This window comes from Klebsiella sp. 141162 (genome assembly GCF_050600755.1).
Taxonomy (GTDB): domain Bacteria; phylum Pseudomonadota; class Gammaproteobacteria; order Enterobacterales; family Enterobacteriaceae; genus Klebsiella; species Klebsiella aerogenes.
In genome coordinates this window covers 410,332-428,488 of the sequence record NZ_JAQIRI010000001.1, presented here as the reverse complement: position 1 = coordinate 428,488, position 18,157 = coordinate 410,332, and the positions used below count along the sequence as shown (strand labels likewise).

The 18,157-nt window shown below is 58.3% G+C and carries 11 protein-coding genes; 8 read left to right on the top strand and 3 right to left on the bottom strand.

All coding sequences use genetic code 11. The features are described from left to right. Window positions 1-63 precede the first annotated feature (63 nt). From PGR23_RS01930 to yegS, 8 genes are all read left to right on the top strand, one after another. Window positions 64-1,308, top strand: coding sequence for an MdtA/MuxA family multidrug efflux RND transporter periplasmic adaptor subunit (locus PGR23_RS01930; protein WP_289578134.1), 1,245 nt, complete (start codon window positions 64-66; stop codon window positions 1,306-1,308). Further along, window positions 1,308-4,430: an MdtB/MuxB family multidrug efflux RND transporter permease subunit gene (locus tag PGR23_RS01925; RefSeq protein WP_289578133.1), complete on the top strand. Its 3,123-nt coding sequence runs from the start codon at window positions 1,308-1,310 to the stop codon at window positions 4,428-4,430. The genes PGR23_RS01930 and PGR23_RS01925 overlap by 1 nt, the downstream gene beginning before the upstream one ends. Next, a complete protein-coding gene (mdtC, locus tag PGR23_RS01920; protein WP_289578132.1) occupies window positions 4,431-7,508 on the top strand; it encodes a multidrug efflux RND transporter permease subunit MdtC in 3,078 nt (1,025 codons plus the stop codon). A gap of 1 nt (window position 7,509) precedes the next feature. Then, window positions 7,510-8,925, top strand: coding sequence for an MFS transporter (locus tag PGR23_RS01915; protein WP_047046441.1), 1,416 nt, complete (start codon window positions 7,510-7,512; stop codon window positions 8,923-8,925). After that, window positions 8,922-10,376: a two-component system sensor histidine kinase BaeS gene (baeS, locus tag PGR23_RS01910; protein ID WP_045391887.1), complete on the top strand. Its 1,455-nt coding sequence runs from the start codon at window positions 8,922-8,924 to the stop codon at window positions 10,374-10,376. Before PGR23_RS01915 ends, baeS begins: the two co-directional genes overlap by 4 nt. Then, entirely contained in the window at window positions 10,373-11,095 is a 723-nt protein-coding gene (gene baeR, locus PGR23_RS01905; protein WP_045391890.1) for a two-component system response regulator BaeR, read from the top strand. Before baeS ends, baeR begins: the two co-directional genes overlap by 4 nt. 145 nt (window positions 11,096-11,240) lie before the next feature. Then, window positions 11,241-12,602: a tRNA 5-hydroxyuridine modification protein YegQ gene (gene yegQ, locus PGR23_RS01900; protein WP_032714942.1), complete on the top strand. Its 1,362-nt coding sequence runs from the start codon at window positions 11,241-11,243 to the stop codon at window positions 12,600-12,602. Window positions 12,603-12,859: 257 nt separating this feature from the next. Then, a complete protein-coding gene (gene yegS, locus PGR23_RS01895) occupies window positions 12,860-13,753 on the top strand; it encodes a lipid kinase YegS (RefSeq protein WP_015706070.1) in 894 nt (297 codons plus the stop codon). Between the two features lie 34 nt (window positions 13,754-13,787). Here yegS and PGR23_RS01890 read toward each other — a convergent pair whose 3' ends face one another. From PGR23_RS01890 to dalD, 3 genes are all read right to left on the bottom strand, one after another. Then, window positions 13,788-15,065, bottom strand: coding sequence for an RbtT/DalT/CsbX family MFS transporter (locus PGR23_RS01890; protein ID WP_165430571.1), 1,278 nt, complete (start codon window positions 15,063-15,065; stop codon window positions 13,788-13,790). Between the two features lie 65 nt (window positions 15,066-15,130). Beyond that, window positions 15,131-16,594 (bottom strand): xylulokinase, encoded by a 1,464-nt coding sequence (gene xylB, locus PGR23_RS01885; RefSeq protein ID WP_047047564.1) that lies wholly within the window; start codon window positions 16,592-16,594, stop codon window positions 15,131-15,133. Further along, a complete protein-coding gene (gene dalD, locus PGR23_RS01880) occupies window positions 16,585-17,970 on the bottom strand; it encodes a D-arabinitol 4-dehydrogenase (protein ID WP_213797893.1) in 1,386 nt (461 codons plus the stop codon). Before dalD ends, xylB begins: the two co-directional genes overlap by 10 nt. Window positions 17,971-18,157: the final 187 nt, after the last annotated feature.

Here is an 18,157-nt window from a genome sequence, read left to right as displayed (position 1 = left end):
CGGGGCGTTCCGTTACTAAACTAGTATCATTCAGCGAAAGCTTCAGGATGAGATAGCAAAATAATGAAAAGTAGTCACACACTTCGTTGGGGAATAGTCCTGACGGTAATTTTGGCGGCGGGAGCCGCCTATTGGTTCTGGCACGATCGCTTTGAAGAAACAACCGCAGGCGCTGCTGGCGCAAGTCAACAAGGAGCAAAACCGCCTGCCGGGGCGCGTCATGGGCGTTTTGGGGCGACGCTGGCCCCGGTGCAGGCGGCAACCGCCACCAGCGAATCCGTCCCCCGCTATCTTACTGGCCTGGGGACTATCACCGCGGCGAACACCGTGACCGTGCGCAGTCGGGTTGACGGTCAGTTGCTGAGTATCCATTTCCAGGAAGGTCAGCAGGTAAAAGCCGGCGATCTGCTGGCGCAAATCGATCCCAGCCAGTTCAAGGTCGCGCTGGCCCAGGCGCAGGGCCAGCTTGCCAAAGATAACGCTACCCTCGCAAACGCGCGCCGAGATCTCGCCCGCTATCAACAACTGGTCAAAACCAACCTTATCTCCCGTCAGGAGCTGGATACGCAGCAGTCGCTGGTGGTTGAATCCGCCGGTACGGTTAAAGCCGATCAGGCCGCCGTCGCCAGTGCGCAACTGCAGCTGGACTGGACCCGCATCACCGCGCCGATTGACGGACGCGTGGGCCTGAAACAGGTCGACATCGGCAACCAAATCTCCAGTGGCGACACCACCGGCATTGTCGTACTCACGCAAACCCACCCTATCGATTTGGTCTTTACCCTGCCGGAAAGCGATATCGCCACCGTGGTACAGGCGCAAAAGGCCGGGAAAACGCTGACCGTTGAGGCCTGGGATCGTACCAATAAACAGAAGATCAGCACTGGCAACCTGCTGAGCCTCGATAACCAAATCGATGCCACCACCGGCACTATTAAGCTTAAGGCGCGCTTTAATAACCTCGATGATGCTCTGTTCCCGAATCAGTTCGTCAACGCCAGAATGCTAGTGGATACCGAGCAGGATGCGGTCGTGATCCCCACCGCCGCGCTACAAATGGGCAACGAGGGGCACTTCGTGTGGGTGCTGAACAGTGAGAATAAAGTCAGTAAACATACGGTCACGCCGGGTATTCAGGATAGCCAGAAAGTGGTGATTAACGCCGGGCTGTCAGCAGGCGACCGGGTGGTGACCGATGGTATCGACCGCCTGACCGAAGGGGCCAAGGTCGAAGTCGTCGAAGCTCACAGCGCCGCGGAGGAACAACCCGCCGCCCGCCAGAGTGGTAAAAACGGAGCGGGCGCCTGATGCAAGTCTTACCCCCAAGCAGTACGGGCGGTCCGTCCCGGCTGTTTATTATGCGTCCGGTAGCGACAACGCTCTTGATGGTCGCCATTCTGCTGGCCGGCATCATCGGCTATCGCTTCCTGCCGGTCTCCGCGCTGCCGGAAGTGGACTACCCCACTATTCAGGTGGTGACGCTTTACCCCGGCGCCAGCCCGGATGTGGTGACGTCGTCGATTACCGCGCCGCTGGAGCGCCAGTTTGGCCAGATGTCCGGCCTTAAACAGATGTCCTCACAAAGCTCGGGCGGCGCGTCGGTCATCACCCTCCAGTTCCAGCTGACCCTGGCGCTGGATGTTGCCGAACAGGAAGTGCAGGCGGCTATTAACGCCGCCACCAACCTGCTGCCGTCTGATTTACCCAACCCGCCGGTTTATAGCAAAGTGAACCCGGCGGATCCGCCGATCATGACCCTGGCCGTCACCTCCAGCGCAATGCCGATGACGCAGGTCGAAGATATGGTGGAAACTCGGGTGGCGCAGAAGATTTCTCAGGTTTCCGGCGTCGGTCTGGTGACGCTGGCCGGCGGCCAGCGCCCTGCTGTGCGCGTTAAGCTCAATGCCCAGGCGATCGCCGCGTTAGGTTTGACCAGCGAAACCGTGCGTACCGCCATTACCAGCGCCAACGTGAATTCAGCAAAAGGTAGCCTTGACGGTCCGGCCCGCGCGGTCACTCTTTCCGCCAACGATCAGATGCAGTCGGCGGAAGATTACCGTCGACTGATTATCGCCTATCAGAACGGCGCGCCGATCCGCCTTGGCGATGTTGCGACCATCGAACAGGGCGCCGAGAACGCCTGGCTCGGTGCGTGGGCCAATAAGCAGCGGGCGATCGTAATGAACGTCCAGCGCCAGCCGGGAGCGAATATCATCGCCACCGCCGACAGCATCCGCCAGATGTTGCCGCAGCTCACAGAGAGCCTGCCTAAATCCGTTAAGGTACAGGTGCTTTCTGACCGCACCACCAATATTCGCGCGTCGGTCAGCGATACGCAGTTCGAATTGCTGCTCGCCATCGCTCTGGTGGTGATGATCATTTATCTCTTCCTGCGCAATGTCCCGGCGACTATCATCCCCGGCGTCGCCGTGCCGCTGTCGCTGGTCGGCACCTTCGCGGTTATGGTGTTCCTTGATTTTTCAATTAATAACCTGACGCTAATGGCGCTGACCATCGCCACCGGCTTCGTGGTCGATGACGCCATCGTAGTCATCGAAAACATCTCCCGCTACATTGAAAAAGGTGAGAAACCGCTTGCCGCCGCGCTGAAAGGCGCGGGGGAAATCGGCTTCACGATTATTTCATTAACGTTCTCGCTGATTGCCGTACTGATTCCGCTGCTGTTTATGGGTGATATCGTTGGGCGATTGTTCCGCGAATTCGCCATTACCCTGGCGGTGGCGATTCTGATTTCGGCGGTGGTCTCGCTGACCCTGACGCCAATGATGTGCGCGCGGATGTTAAGTCACGAATCGCTGCGCAAACAAAACCGCTTTTCGCGGGCCAGCGAGCGATTCTTCGAGCGGGTGATTGCCGTGTATGGTCGCTGGCTGAGCCGCGTGCTGAACCACCCGTGGTTAACATTGAGCGTGGCGTTAAGCACCCTTGCGTTATCGATTCTGCTATGGGTCTTTATCCCGAAAGGCTTCTTCCCGATCCAGGATAACGGCATTATTCAGGGCACGTTACAAGCGCCGCAGTCGGTATCGTTCGCCAGTATGGCGCAACGCCAGCAGCAGGTATCCGAGCTGATTCTGAAAGATCCGGCGGTTAAAAGCCTCACGTCGTTTGTCGGCGTTGATGGCACCAATCCGGCGCTGAACAGCGCGCGTCTGCAGATTAACCTCAAGCCGCTGGATGAGCGTGACGATCGGGTACAAACGGTCATTAGTCGCCTGCAACACGCGGTGGCAAGCGTACCGGGCATTGAGCTCTACCTGCAGCCAACGCAGGATCTGACTATTGATACCACCGTCAGCCGAACGCAGTATCAATTTACCCTGCAGGCTAACTCGCTCGATGCGCTGAGCAACTGGGTGCCGCAATTGCTGTCGCGCCTGCAATCCTTACCCCAGCTTGCCGACGTCAGCAGCGACTGGCAGGATAAAGGGCTCGCGGCTTATATCAATGTCGATCGCGATAGCGCCAGCCGACTGGGTATTTCCATGGCGGATGTCGATAACGCGCTGTATAACGCCTTTGGCCAACGGCTGATCTCGACAATTTATACCCAGGCCAACCAATATCGCGTGGTGCTGGAGCACGACACCCAGGCGACGCCGGGGCTGGCGGCGCTGGATAATATTCGCCTCACCAGCAGCGATGGCGGCATTGTGCCGCTGAAGTCTATCGCCAGCGTCGAGCAGCGTTTTACGCCGCTGTCGATCAACCATCTCGATCAGTTCCCGGTTACCACCATTTCATTCAACGTGCCGGACAACTACTCTCTTGGCGAAGCGGTAGAGGCTATTTTGTCCGCCGAGCAGTCGCTGGATTTCCCAAGCGACATCCGCACTCAGTTCCAGGGCAGTTCGCTCGCGTTCCAGTCGGCGCTCGGTAGCACCGTCTGGCTGGTCGTTGCGGCGGTCGTCGCCATGTATATCGTGCTCGGCGTGCTGTACGAAAGCTTCATTCATCCCATCACCATTCTTTCTACGCTGCCGACCGCTGGCGTCGGGGCGCTACTGGCGCTATGGCTGGCCGGTAGCGAGCTGGATGTAATTGCGATCATCGGCATCATTCTGCTGATTGGTATCGTGAAGAAAAACGCCATCATGATGATTGACTTTGCCCTCGCCGCCGAGCGCGAACAGGGAATGCAGCCGCGCGAAGCCATTTATCAGGCCTGCCTGCTGCGCTTCCGTCCGATTCTGATGACCACCCTCGCCGCCCTGCTCGGTGCGCTGCCATTGATGCTCAGTACCGGCGTCGGCGCCGAGCTGCGTCGTCCGCTGGGCATTGGTATGGTTGGCGGCCTGATGCTCAGCCAGGTACTGACGTTATTCACCACGCCGGTGATTTATCTGCTGTTCGATCGGCTATCGCTGTATATGAAGAGCCGCTTCCCGCGCCGCGAAGAGGAGGCGTAAGTGAAGTTTTTCGCTCTCTTCATTTATCGTCCGGTGGCGACGATTCTTATCTCGCTGGCGATTACCCTGTGCGGGATCCTCGGATTCCGCCTGCTGCCGGTCGCGCCGCTGCCGCAGGTCGATTTCCCGGTGATCATGATTAGCGCCTCGCTGCCCGGCGCCTCGCCGGAAACCATGGCCTCGTCGGTAGCCACACCGCTGGAACGCTCGCTGGGGCGCATTGCCGGGGTCAATGAAATGACCTCGTCGAGCTCGCTTGGCAGTACCCGCATCATCATGGAGTTTAATTTCGATCGCGATATTAACGGCGCAGCCCGCGACGTGCAGGCGGCGATTAATGCCGCGCAAAGCCTGCTGCCGAGCGGGATGCCCAGCCGCCCCACGTATCGCAAAGCTAATCCATCCGATGCGCCGATCATGATCCTGACGCTCACCTCGGATACCTATTCGCAGGGCGAGCTGTACGATTTCGCTTCAACCCAGCTGGCGCAAACCATCGCGCAGATCGACGGCGTCGGCGATGTCGACGTCGGCGGCAGCTCACTGCCGGCGGTGCGCGTCGATCTCAACCCGCAGGCGCTGTTTAACCAGGGCGTCTCACTGGATGCCGTGCGCAGCGCCATCGACAACGCCAACGTGCGTCGCCCGCAGGGCGCGCTGGAAGATGGAACCCATCGCTGGCAGGTGCAGACCAACGATGAACTGAAAACCGCGGCGGAATATTTGCCGGTAATCGTCCACTACAACAACGGCGCAGCGGTACGTCTTGGCGACGTGGCAAAAGTGACAGATTCAGTGCAGGATGTGCGTAACGCCGGAATGACCAACGCCAAACCGGCGATCCTGCTGATGATACGCAAGCTGCCGGAAGCCAACATCATTCAAACGGTTGATAGCATTCGCGCCCGCCTGCCGGAGCTACAGCGTACCATCCCCGCCGCCATCGATTTACAGATTGCCCAGGATCGTTCGCCCACTATCCGCGCATCGCTTGAAGAGGTCGAGCAAACGCTGGTGATCTCGGTCGCGCTGGTGATTCTGGTGGTCTTTCTGTTTTTGCGCTCCGGGCGCGCAACGCTTATCCCGGCTGTCGCCGTACCGGTATCGTTAATCGGTACCTTCGCCGCCATGTATTTATGCGGCTTCAGCCTTAATAATCTGTCGCTAATGGCGCTGACCATCGCCACCGGTTTTGTTGTTGATGACGCCATCGTAGTGCTGGAAAACATTTCCCGCCATCTTGAGTCGGGAATGAAACCGCTGCAGGCCGCGTTACAGGGCAGCCGTGAAGTCGGCTTTACCGTGCTGTCGATGAGCCTGTCGCTGGTGGCGGTGTTCTTACCGCTGCTGCTGATGGGCGGCCTTCCGGGCCGTCTGCTGCGCGAGTTCGCCGTCACGCTATCGGTAGCGATCGGCATTTCGCTCGCCGTATCGCTCACGCTAACGCCGATGATGTGCGGCTGGCTGCTGAAAAGCGGCAAACCTCATGAACCAACGCGCAATCGCGGCTTTGGCCGCCTGTTGGTCGCTATTCAGGGCGGCTATGGCAAATCGTTAAAATGGGTGCTGAAGCATAGTCGTCTGACTGGCCTGGTCCTGCTCGGTACGATAGCGCTCAGCGTGTGGCTGTATATCGCCATTCCGAAAACCTTCTTCCCGGAGCAGGACACCGGGGTGCTGATGGGCGGCATTCAGGCGGATCAGAGCATTTCTTTCCAGGCGATGCGCGGCAAACTGCAGGACTTTATGAAGATCATCCGCGAGGATCCGGCGGTCGATAACGTGACCGGCTTTACCGGCGGCTCGCGGGTGAATAGCGGTATGATGTTTATCACCCTGAAACCGCGCGAGCAGCGCCATGAAACCGCGCAGCAAATCATCGACCGGCTGCGGAAAAAGCTGGCGAAAGAGCCCGGCGCTAATCTGTTCCTGATGGCGGTGCAGGATATCCGCGTCGGCGGGCGTCAGTCGAATGCCAGCTATCAATACACTCTGTTATCGGACGATTTGTCGGCGCTGCGTGAATGGGAGCCAAAAATCCGCAAGGCACTGGCGGCGCTGCCGGAACTGGCCGACGTTAACTCGGACCAACAGGATAACGGCGCGGAGATGGATCTGGTCTACGACCGCGACACCATGTCACGACTGGGTGTCAGCGTACAGGATGCCAACAGTCTGTTAAACAACGCTTTCGGCCAGCGGCAAATCTCGACCATCTACCAGCCGCTGAACCAGTACAAAGTGGTGATGGAAGTCGATCCGCTTTATACCCAGGACGTTAGCGCGCTGGAACAAATGTTTGTCATCAGTAAAGACGGCAAACCCATTCCGCTGTCGTATTTCGCCAAATGGCAACCGGCGAACGCGCCGCTTTCGGTCAATCATCAGGGGCTATCGGCCGCCTCGACCATCTCCTTCAACCTGCCAACCGGCAAATCGCTATCGGAAGCCAGCGACGCCATTGACCGGGCGATGACCCAGCTCGGCGTGCCGTCGAGCGTCCGCGGATCGTTTGCCGGCACCGCGCAGGTATTCCAGCAGACGATGAACTCACAGGTGATCCTGATTATCGCCGCCATCGCCACGGTGTATATCGTGCTGGGGATCCTCTACGAAAGCTACGTGCATCCGTTAACTATCCTCTCTACCCTGCCATCGGCTGGGGTGGGCGCGCTGTTGGCGCTGGAGTTGTTCGGTGCCCCATTCAGCCTAATCGCCCTGATAGGGATCATGCTATTAATTGGCATCGTAAAGAAAAACGCCATCATGATGGTCGATTTCGCCCTTGAAGCGCAGCGCAGCGGTAATCTGCCGCCGGAAGAGGCCATCTTCGAGGCCTGCCTGCTACGTTTTCGCCCGATCATGATGACCACCCTGGCGGCGCTGTTCGGCGCACTGCCGCTGGTGCTGTCGGGCGGGGATGGTTCAGAGCTGCGGCAGCCGTTGGGGATCACCATCGTCGGCGGTCTGGTCATGAGCCAGCTGCTGACGCTGTACACCACCCCGGTGGTCTATTTGTTCTTTGATCGTCTGCGGCTGCGTTTTACGCGCAAGTCTGCTCAACCGGTAAGCGAATAAAATGACAGATCTGCCCTCCAGCGTACGCTGGCAGTTATGGATTGTGGCCTTCGGCTTCTTTATGCAGTCGCTGGATACCACCATCGTTAACACCGCCCTCCCCTCGATGGCCAAAAGCCTTGGGGAGAGCCCGCTGCACATGCATATGGTGGTGGTCTCATATGTGCTTACGGTGGCGGTCATGCTGCCGGCCAGCGGCTGGCTGGCGGACCGGGTTGGCGTGCGCAATATCTTCTTCAGCGCCATTGTATTGTTTACCGTCGGCTCGCTATTCTGCGCCCAGGCCAGCACTCTCGATCAGTTAGTGATGTCCCGCGTGCTGCAAGGCGTCGGCGGCGCGATGATGGTACCGGTCGGGCGTCTGACGGTGATGAAAATCGTTCCACGCGATCAGTATATGGCGGCGATGACCTTCGTCACCCTGCCCGGCCAGGTTGGACCGCTGCTCGGCCCGGCGCTTGGCGGCGTGCTCGTCGAATATGCTTCCTGGCACTGGATTTTCTTAATTAACATCCCGGTAGGTATCATCGGCGCTATCGCCACGTTATGCCTGATGCCAAACTACACCCTGCAGACCCGGCGTTTTGATATTCTTGGTTTTATTCTGCTGGCGGTGGGAATGGCCGCCCTGACGCTGGCGCTTGACGGCAAAAAAGGGCTGGGTATCTCGCCGCTGCTGCTCGCCGTGCTGGTCGTCGGCGGCCTGATGGCGATGGGATTCTATTGGTGGCACGCCCGCGGTAACGTTAACGCATTGTTTAGCCTCAAACTGTTTCGCAATAAAACCTTCTCGCTCGGTCTTGGCGGCAGCTTCGCCGGGCGTATCGGCAGCGGGATGTTGCCGTTTATGACCCCGGTATTCCTGCAAATTGGCCTCGGCTTCTCGCCGTTCCACGCCGGGCTGATGATGATCCCGATGGTGCTGGGCAGCATGGGGATGAAACGCATCGTGGTGCAGGTAGTGAATCGCTTTGGCTATCGCCGCGTGCTGGTTTTCGCAACCCTCGGCCTGGCGCTGGTGAGTTTGCTGTTCATGGCCGTCGCACTGGCCGGCTGGTACTGGCTGCTGCCGCCAGTGCTGTTCCTGCAGGGCATGATTAACTCCAGCCGTTTCTCGTCGATGAATACTCTGACGCTAAAAGACCTGCCTGATGAGTTGGCCAGTAGCGGTAACAGCCTGCTCTCGATGGTTATGCAGCTCTCGATGAGTATCGGCGTGACCATCGCCGGGCTACTGCTCGGCATGTACGGCCAGCAGCATATCAGCGCCGATGCCCCAGCCGTTCATCAAGTTTTCCTCTACACCTATCTGAGCATGGCGGTGATTATCGCCCTCCCGGCGCTCATCTTTTCCCGCGTACCGAACGATGTCGGCAGCAACACCGTCATCCGCCGACGCAAAAGGAGTGAATCGTGAAACTTTGGCGCCCGGGTATCACCGGTAAGCTGTTCCTGGCTATTTTCGCTACCTGTATCGTGCTGCTGATTAGCATGCACTGGGCGGTACGTATCAGCTTTGAGCGCGGCTTTATCGACTATATAAAACGCGGTAATGAACAGCGATTAACGATGCTCGGCGACGCGCTGAGCGAACAGTACGAGCAGCACGGCGACTGGAAGTTTTTGCGCAATAACGATCGTTTTATCTTCCAGTTACTGCGCACCTTCGAGCGGGATAACGACGAACGCCCGCCGGGTGGTCCGGGCCCACACGGCGAGCCAGGGCCAATGCCCGGGCCTGGCCCGCGTCCCGATATGCCGCCGCACGGTTGGCGCACGCAATTTTGGGTTGTCGATCAACAAGGGCGCGTGCTGGTAGGCCCGCGAGCGCCGGTACCGCAAGATGGCACCCGGCGCAACATTGTCGTCAACGGCGTGACCGTCGGGGCGGTGATCGCCTCGCCGGTCGAGCGACTCACGCGCAACACGGATATCAATTTCGACCGCCAGCAAAAACGCACCAGTTGGCTTATCGTCGCCCTCGCCACCCTCCTCGCCGCTCTGGCCACCTTCCCGCTGGCCCGCGGGCTGCTGGCGCCGGTCAAACGGCTGGTGGAAGGTACCCATAAGCTGGCGGCGGGCGATTTCTCTACCCGCGTCACGGTCACCGGCGGGGATGAACTGGGTCGTCTGGCGCAGGATTTCAACCAGCTTGCCAGTACGCTTGAGCGCAACCAACAAATGCGCCGCGATTTGATGGCCGATATTTCGCATGAACTCCGCACGCCGCTAGCGGTGCTGCGCGGCGAGCTGGAAGCTATTCAGGACGGCGTGCGTAAATTCACCCCGGATTCAATTTCTTCGCTGCAGGCGGAAGTCGGCACGCTCACTAAGCTGGTAGACGATCTGCATCAGCTATCGATGTCCGATGAAGGCGCGTTAGCCTACCAGAAAGAATCGGTCGATTTAATTGCGCTACTGGAGGTCGCCGCAGGAGCGTTCCGCGAACGTTTCGCCAGCCGCGGGTTGACCATCGGCGTCTCGCTGCCGGATAACGCTATCGTGTTCGGCGATCGCGATCGGCTAATGCAGCTGTTCAATAATCTGCTGGAAAACAGCCTGCGCTATACCGACCGCGGCGGACGCCTGCTGATTAGCGCCAAACAAAACGGCCGCATGTTGACGCTCGATTTTGCCGATAGCGGCCCCGGCGTTAGCGACGAGCAGTTGGCGCGGCTGTGTGAACGTTTTTACCGCACCGAAGGTTCGCGTAACCGCGCCAGCGGCGGATCCGGCCTTGGGCTGGCAATCTGTATGAACATCGTAGCGGCCCACGGCGGCAGCCTGAACGCCAGCCATTCGCCTTTTGGCGGGGTTAGCATTAAAGTAGAATTACCTCTGGAACAGGATTTATCGAGGGACGTATGAGCGAATTACCCATTGATGAAAACACGCCGCGTATTTTAATCGTGGAAGACGAGCCCAAGCTCGGTCAGTTGTTGATCGACTATTTGCAGGCCGCGAGCTACGCGCCAACGCTAATTGCGCATGGCGATCGGGTACTGCCCTACGTTCGCCAGACGCCCCCGCATTTGATTCTGCTGGATTTAATGCTGCCCGGCACCGACGGCCTGACATTGTGCCGTGAAATCCGCCGTTTTTCCGATGTACCGATCGTGATGGTCACCGCCAAAATCGAGGAGATCGATCGCCTGCTGGGGCTGGAGATCGGCGCCGACGACTACATCTGCAAACCATATAGTCCGCGTGAAGTTGTGGCTCGCGTGAAGACGATCCTGCGTCGCTGCAAGCCACAGCGCGCTCTGCAGGCGCTGGATGCGCAAAGCCCGCTCATCGTTGATGAGAGCCGCTTCCAGGCCTCGTGGCGCGAAAAATTACTGGACCTGACTCCCGCCGAGTTTCGGCTATTAAAAACGCTGTCTCAGGAGCCGGGTAAAGTCTTCTCCCGCGAACAACTGCTCAATCATCTGTACGACGATTATCGCGTGGTCACCGACCGCACTATCGACAGCCATATTAAAAACCTGCGCCGTAAGCTTGAATCGCTGGATGCCGAGCAGTCGTTTATTCGCGCCGTCTACGGCGTCGGCTATCGCTGGGAGGCGGACGCCTGTCGAATAGCCTAACCTCTGCGCCTCTCAGAGCAGAGAGGCGCAAAGGTTTACTCCCTCTTTCCACGGCGCTACAATGCCCGCCCTTAATGTGGGGACACTCCCCCGAATCGCCGCACCTGGTGCGGCGAGTCTGACCTGTCATCAGAACGAGAAAATCATGTTTAAACCGGAACTCCTTTCCCCGGCGGGAACGCTGAAAAATATGCGTTACGCTTTCGCTTATGGCGCCGATGCGGTCTACGCCGGCCAGCCGCGTTACTCACTGCGCGTGCGCAACAATGAATTTAACCACGAAAACCTGCAGCTCGGCATCAATGAGGCCCACGAGCTAGGGAAAAAATTCTACGTGGTGGTTAACATCGCACCGCATAACGCCAAGCTGAAAACGTTTATTCGCGATCTCAAACCGGTAGTGGAAATGGGGCCGGACGCGCTGATTATGTCCGATCCTGGTTTAATCATGCTGGTGCGGGAAAACTTCCCTGATATGCCAATTCACCTGTCGGTACAGGCCAACGCCGTCAACTGGGCGACGGTGAAATTCTGGCAGCAAATGGGGCTAACCCGCGTGATCCTCTCCCGCGAGCTGTCGCTGGACGAGATCGCCGAAATTCGCAGCCAGGTGCCGGAGATGGAAATCGAGATTTTCGTCCATGGCGCGCTGTGCATGGCCTACTCCGGCCGCTGCCTGCTCTCCGGCTATATCAACAAACGTGACCCTAACCAGGGTACCTGCACCAACGCCTGCCGCTGGGAGTACAACGTCCAGGAAGGCAAAGAAGATGACGTAGGTAATATCGTCCACAAGCATGAGCCTATCCCGGTGCAGAACGTTGAACCCACTCTCGGTATCGGCGCGCCAACCGACCAGGTATTTATGATTGAGGAAGCCAAACGTCCGGGCGAGTATATGACCGCCTTCGAAGACGAGCACGGCACCTACATCATGAACTCCAAAGATCTGCGCGCAATCGCCCACGTGGAGCGCCTGACCCAGATGGGCGTGCACTCGCTGAAGATTGAAGGCCGCACCAAATCCTTCTACTACTGCGCGCGCACCGCCCAGGTGTACCGTAAAGCGATTGACGACGCCGCCGCCGGTAAACCGTTCGATACCAGTCTGCTGGAGACGCTGGAAGGTCTGGCTCACCGCGGCTATACCGAAGGCTTCCTGCGCCGCCACACCCACGACGACTATCAGAATTACGAGTACGGCTACTCGGTTTCCGAACGCCAGCAGTTTGTCGGCGAATTCACCGGCAAGCGTAATGGTAATCTGGCCGAAGTGGCGGTAAAAAATAAGTTCTCGGTCGGCGACAGCCTGGAGGTCATGACTCCGCAAGGCAACGTCAACTTTACGCTCGAACATATGGAGAACGCCAAAGGCGAAGCAATGCCGGTCGCGCCGGGAGACGGTTATATCGTCTGGCTGCCGCTGCCGGAGGATATGGCGCTGGAGTATGGTTTGCTGATGCGTAACTTCAACGGCGAGTCGACGCGCAATCCGCATAAAAATTAGTTTATTGGCGTTATTTTTTCACTATGTATGGATATTAGAATCGGATCACATACCGTTACGTTCGAAGCAGGTATCATCCATTTCGCTGAAAAACATAACCCATAAATGCTAGCTGTACCAGGAACCACCTCCTTAGCCTGCGTAATCTCCCTTACGCGGGCTTATTTTTTATGCATCCTATTTTCCCGACTTTCTTATTCCATGACGCCATTCATGCGATACACTGAGGATGACGACTAAGAATGAGGCGATAAAGGATGACCCAATTTCCAGCCAGCTTATTAATTCTCAACGGTAAAGGCGCGAATGAGCCCCAACTGCGCGAAGCCGTTAATCTCCTGCGCGAAGAAGGTATCGAGATACACGTCCGCGTGACCTGGGAAAAAGGCGATGCGATTCGTTTTGTCGAGGAAGCCGAAACGCTCAGGGTGGCGACGGTGATTGCCGGCGGCGGCGATGGCACGATTAATGAAGTCGCCACCGCGCTGGTCCAGCGCGGCAGCAATATGGCGCTGGGAATACTCCCCCTCGGCACAGCCAATGATTTCGCCACCAGCGTCGGCATCCCGCAGGACTTAGCCAGCGCGCTGAAGCTGGCGATAGCCGGGCGCGACGTCCCTATTGATGTGGTTCGCGTGAATAACGAGGCCGGATTTATCAATATGGCCACCGGCGGCTTTGGTACCCGTATCACCACCGAAACGCCGGAAAAACTAAAAGCCGCGCTCGGCGGCGTCTCCTATCTGATTCACGGCCTGACGCGCATGGATACCCTGAAGCCGGACCGCTGCGAAATTCGCGGCGAGAACTTTCACTGGCAGGGCGACGCGCTGGTTATCGGCATCGGCAATGGCCGCCAGGCCGGTGGTGGTCAGCAACTGTGTCCTGAAGCATTAATTAACGACGGGCTACTGCATCTGCGTATTTTTACCGGCGAAGAGTTGCTGCCTGCGCTGTTTAGCACCCTCGCTAATCCCGATAATTCACCAAATCTGATCGACGGCGTATCGCCGTGGTTTGAAGTCACCGCCGCCCATGAAATGACCTTCAACCTGGATGGAGAACCGCTGAGCGGCAAATCCTTCCGTATGGAAATCCTCGGCGAGGCGCTACGCTGCCGTCTGCCGCCGGACTGTATGTTACTGCGTTAAAACATCAGGGCGGGATATACCCGCCCTGATAACGTTATGAATATTCTACCCCTTCCCTGACGCCGCTTGCCTTACGGACAAAGCCCGGCTGATCGACACGAATAAACGGGCACAGACAAAACGCCAGCAGATAGAGCGCGGTATAGGCCACCACCACGCCGATGGTGCTGAAGTGCGGCAGCAGCACCACCGCAATCGCCGGCGCGAGGAAGTTCGACAGCCCGGCAGACAGGTTGTAGACCGAAATCGCCGCCCCTTTATGCTTTGGCTCCAGCGCCGGGAACACCGCCGCCATCGGCACGAACGCCGCGACAAAAATCCCCAGCGCAATCGCCGGCACCAGCGCCATGGCGAAGTTATGCCCGAAGTGCTGCGGCAGGTAGTAAAACGCCAGGCTCGACAGCGCCATGCCGATGCAGCCGAACCAGCGCACCACTTTCATCCAGCCCAGTTTCTCCGCCACGATACCCCAGAAGACGTTGGAGAAGATGGTGGTGAAGAAGAACGCCGCCCATACCTGCAGCCATTCGGAAGTGGTGAAGCCGAGCTCATCGACGAACATCATCGGCATGACCACCGCGAAGCCGAACAGCGACAGGGTGTTGATAATGCGCACAATGCTGGAGAGCATAATGCTGCGGTTGGTGTAGATAAGGGTCACCGCGCGCCCCAGCTCGGAGAACTTCTCGCGGGTGGTGAGGTTCTGCATATGGCGCGGGGTTTCGGTGTTGCGCAGCGCCGCCAGGGCAATCAGTCCGCCGGTGACGCAGAACGCCAGCGCCAGCCACAGAGTGCCCATCTCGCCGATGTGCGGGATGGTGAAGCTCGGGATATAGCTGCCGAACACGCCGATACCGACGGAGTAGACCGCCCAGAACCAGCCCAGCGCCGAGCTGGAGCTGTCGCTGCGGACGTTATGGATAATGGCGACGATGAACGAGTAGAGGAACAGCGGATAGGCCAGACCGCGGATACCGTAAAACAGCAGGATTAAGGCGTAGTTGGCGCGGCCGAGGCCGAAGACGAGGAACAGGACGTGGAACACGCACCACAGCACAAAACCGATAAACATGGTTTTACGCGGGGTGATGATTTCCGCGACCACGCCGGAGACCCAGGCCGAGAGGGCAGCGGCGAGGCCGTAGAGGGTGAAGGCGAAAGAGGCCTGTGCCGGGCTGAAGCCCAGCTCCTTGATGTAGTGCGAGAGGAAGGCGAGTTCAAAACCGTCGCCGGTCATAAACACGGCGATGGCGACGTATCCCCAGATAAGGTTCAGCGGCAGACCGAGCCACTGTTTGTGATTAACGGACATGGTGACCTCGTTGTTGTAGGGTGCAGGAGAATCACTCCGGCAGTTTCGCCGGAGCGTCATATGTCTTATTGCTGTCGAAAATGTCGGTCGTTGAGGTACAGAGACTGAAAATGGGCGTAACGCGGCATCAGCGTCTGATGACGCTGCGGATCCGTCTGCCAGGTTTGCCAGATTTCCGGCTTATGACAAACGCTGGCCAGCGGTTTGCCCGCCGCCAGGCAGGCCAGCCGCGCCGCTCCCAGCGCGCCGCCGGTTTCCCCACCTTTATGCGTCACCACCGGCATCGCCAGGATATCCGCCAGCAGTTGCGCCCAGAACGGACTGCGGGCGCCGCCGCCGACCAGGGAACACTGGTCGATACGGGTTCCGCTCTCCTGCAACGCGCGCAGGCCGTCAGCAATGCCGAAGCTCACCCCCTCCAGCACCGCATATCCCAGTTGAGCGCGCTGGCTGGCATGGGTCATTCCCCAGAACATACCGCGCGCCAGCGGATCGTTATGCGGCGTACGCTCGCCGGAAAGATAAGGCAGGAAGTATGGCGCATTGGCTTTTTCGTCTTCGCTTAACTGGGCTATCTCCTCCAGTAGCGCCACTTCGGTGGTGCCGGTCAGACGACAGAACCACTGCAGACAGCTGGCGGCGCTGAGCATCACGCTCATCTGGTGCCACAGGTTCGGCAGTACGTGACAGAAAGCATGCACCGCCGACTGCGGCGCCGGACGATAGCGGTCGGTGACGACAAACAGCACGCCGGAGGTCCCCAGCGAGATAAAAGCGTCTCCCGGCGACACCGCGCCAACGCCAATCGCGCTGACCGCATTATCGCCGCCGCCCCCCGCCACCAGCACCGAAGGATTAAGCCCCCAGCGTTCGGCAATGTCTGCCGCCAGCGTGGCGGAAACGTCGCATCCTTCAACCAGTTCCGGCATTTGTTGCCGCGTCAGGCCGCACTTTTGCAGCAGCGCGTCGGACCAGTCCCGTCGCGCAACATCCAGCCACAGGGTGCCGGCGGCATCCGACATATCGGAGACTTTTTTGCCGGTCATCTTGTAGCGCAGAAAATCCTTCGGCAGCAGTACGCAAGCGGTACGGGCAAAATGCTGCAGCTCGTGACGCCGCACCCACAGCAGTTTCGGCGCGGTAAATCCCGGCATCGCCAGATTACCGGCCACCTGATGCAGCTCCGGCGCCATCTCCTCAAGCTCGGCGCACTCCTGCGCGCAGCGGGTATCATTCCATAAAATCGCCGGGCGAATCACCTCGCCGCTGGCATCCAGTAGCACGGCGCCATGCATCTGTCCGGAAAGGCCGATGGCTTTAATCGCCGACCAATGGCTCGCGCACTTCTCGCGCAGAGTGGCAATCAGGTATTCCGTCGCTTCCCACCACGCCTGCGGCGATTGTTCAGACCACTGCGGATGCGGCCGTTGAATGGTCAACGGCGCGCTATGGCTGGCGACGACCGCATTGTTTTCATCCAGCACCAGCGCTTTAACTTCCGAAGTGCCGAGATCGATGCCTAAATACATAGCGCCTCCTGCTGGGTCAGCGCGTAGACGGCGGCGATTTGCTCACGCAGCAGCGCGTGGAAATCCGCCGATTCCGCCAGATCGCCAAACAGGGCTTTATCACCGGCGTACCGGGCGATCGGGTCAGGCGAATTAAACATGGCGTGTACCGCCGATTCATCAAGAATTCCGTCCTGGTACTGATACGGTAAAGCCCCTTTATGCCACTGCTGCATAAAGACAAAGAACAGCGCCGGCAACATAGCGGTAGCCTGCGGACGCACGCCGCGCTGGTAGCACTCCTGCAGGGTTGGGGCAATCATCGCCGGGATTTTTGAGAATCCGTCTGCCGCCACCCGCTGATTGGTGTCCTGGATATAGGGGTTGGTAAAACGCTTGAGTACCACGTCGCGATAGGTTGCCAGGTCGATACCGTTATCGCCCAGACACGGAATCACATCTTCACTGACGTAACGGTCAGCGATGGCGTAGATGGCATCGGTAAGCGTACTCTCGTGAATATATTGCTGGCCCAACAGGGTTCCCGCCCAGGCGATACAGCTATGTGACGCGTTAAGAATGCGAATCTTCGCCTCTTCATAGGGGATAACCGACGCCACCATCTCCACGCCTACCGTCTCAAGCGCCGGGCGCTCAGCGCGGAAATTATCTTCCACAACCCATTGAATAAAGGTTTCGCCCATCACCGGCGCTTTATCGTCGATGCCGGTTTGCGCTTTGATACGTGGCGCCAGATCGGCGGCCGGGCGCGGCGTGATACGATCGACCATGGTGTTTGGACAGGTCGCGTTCACCGCCAGCCAGTCAATAACCTGCTGTTTACCGGTCAGCTGCAGAAATTCCACCAGTCCATCATGGAAACGTTCGCCGTTGTGGCGCACGTTGTCGCAGTTAAGCAGCGTCAGCGGACCAGCATCGTCGGCGATGCGTTTTTCAAGGATCCGGGTGATGGTGCCATAAATGGTTTTGCAATCCCCCTGCAAATCGGCCTGCAGATCGGCGTTGCTGGTTTCCAGGCGATGTTGCGTATTGAGGTAATAGCCCCCTTCCGTCACCGTGAAAGCAATGACTTTGGTCTGCGGGTTCGCGCCTTCATCAATCAGCGGCTGCAGCCCCGCCTGCCACGGCAGTAATTTTTGAATTGAGGCGATCTCTTCGTATTCTCGCTCCCCTTCCGGGCTCACCGTCTCGAGGACATAGCGCCCTTCCTGCTCCGCCAGCGCATGCACCACATGCTCGGCGTCATTACGAATATTTCCCGCCGCGATATGCCAGCGCGAATCGCCGGAAACCCGCAGTCGATGCAGATACCACGCCTGATGGGCGCGATGAAAAGACCCGAGACCAATGTGAAGCCATGTGAATTGCGTATTCATGTTCTGCTCTCCTTGAGGTGATGCGGCTCACTGTAGATGATCATTTGAATCAAATAAGAGCTACAGATCACAAAAGAACAATTACCCAATAAAATTACAAATGACCAATTCAGAGCAAAAGCTTGCCTGTTTGGAAAACCGCAGCCAAAATGCGGGTATCTGCGCTACTGCGCCCGCGTATTTAAGG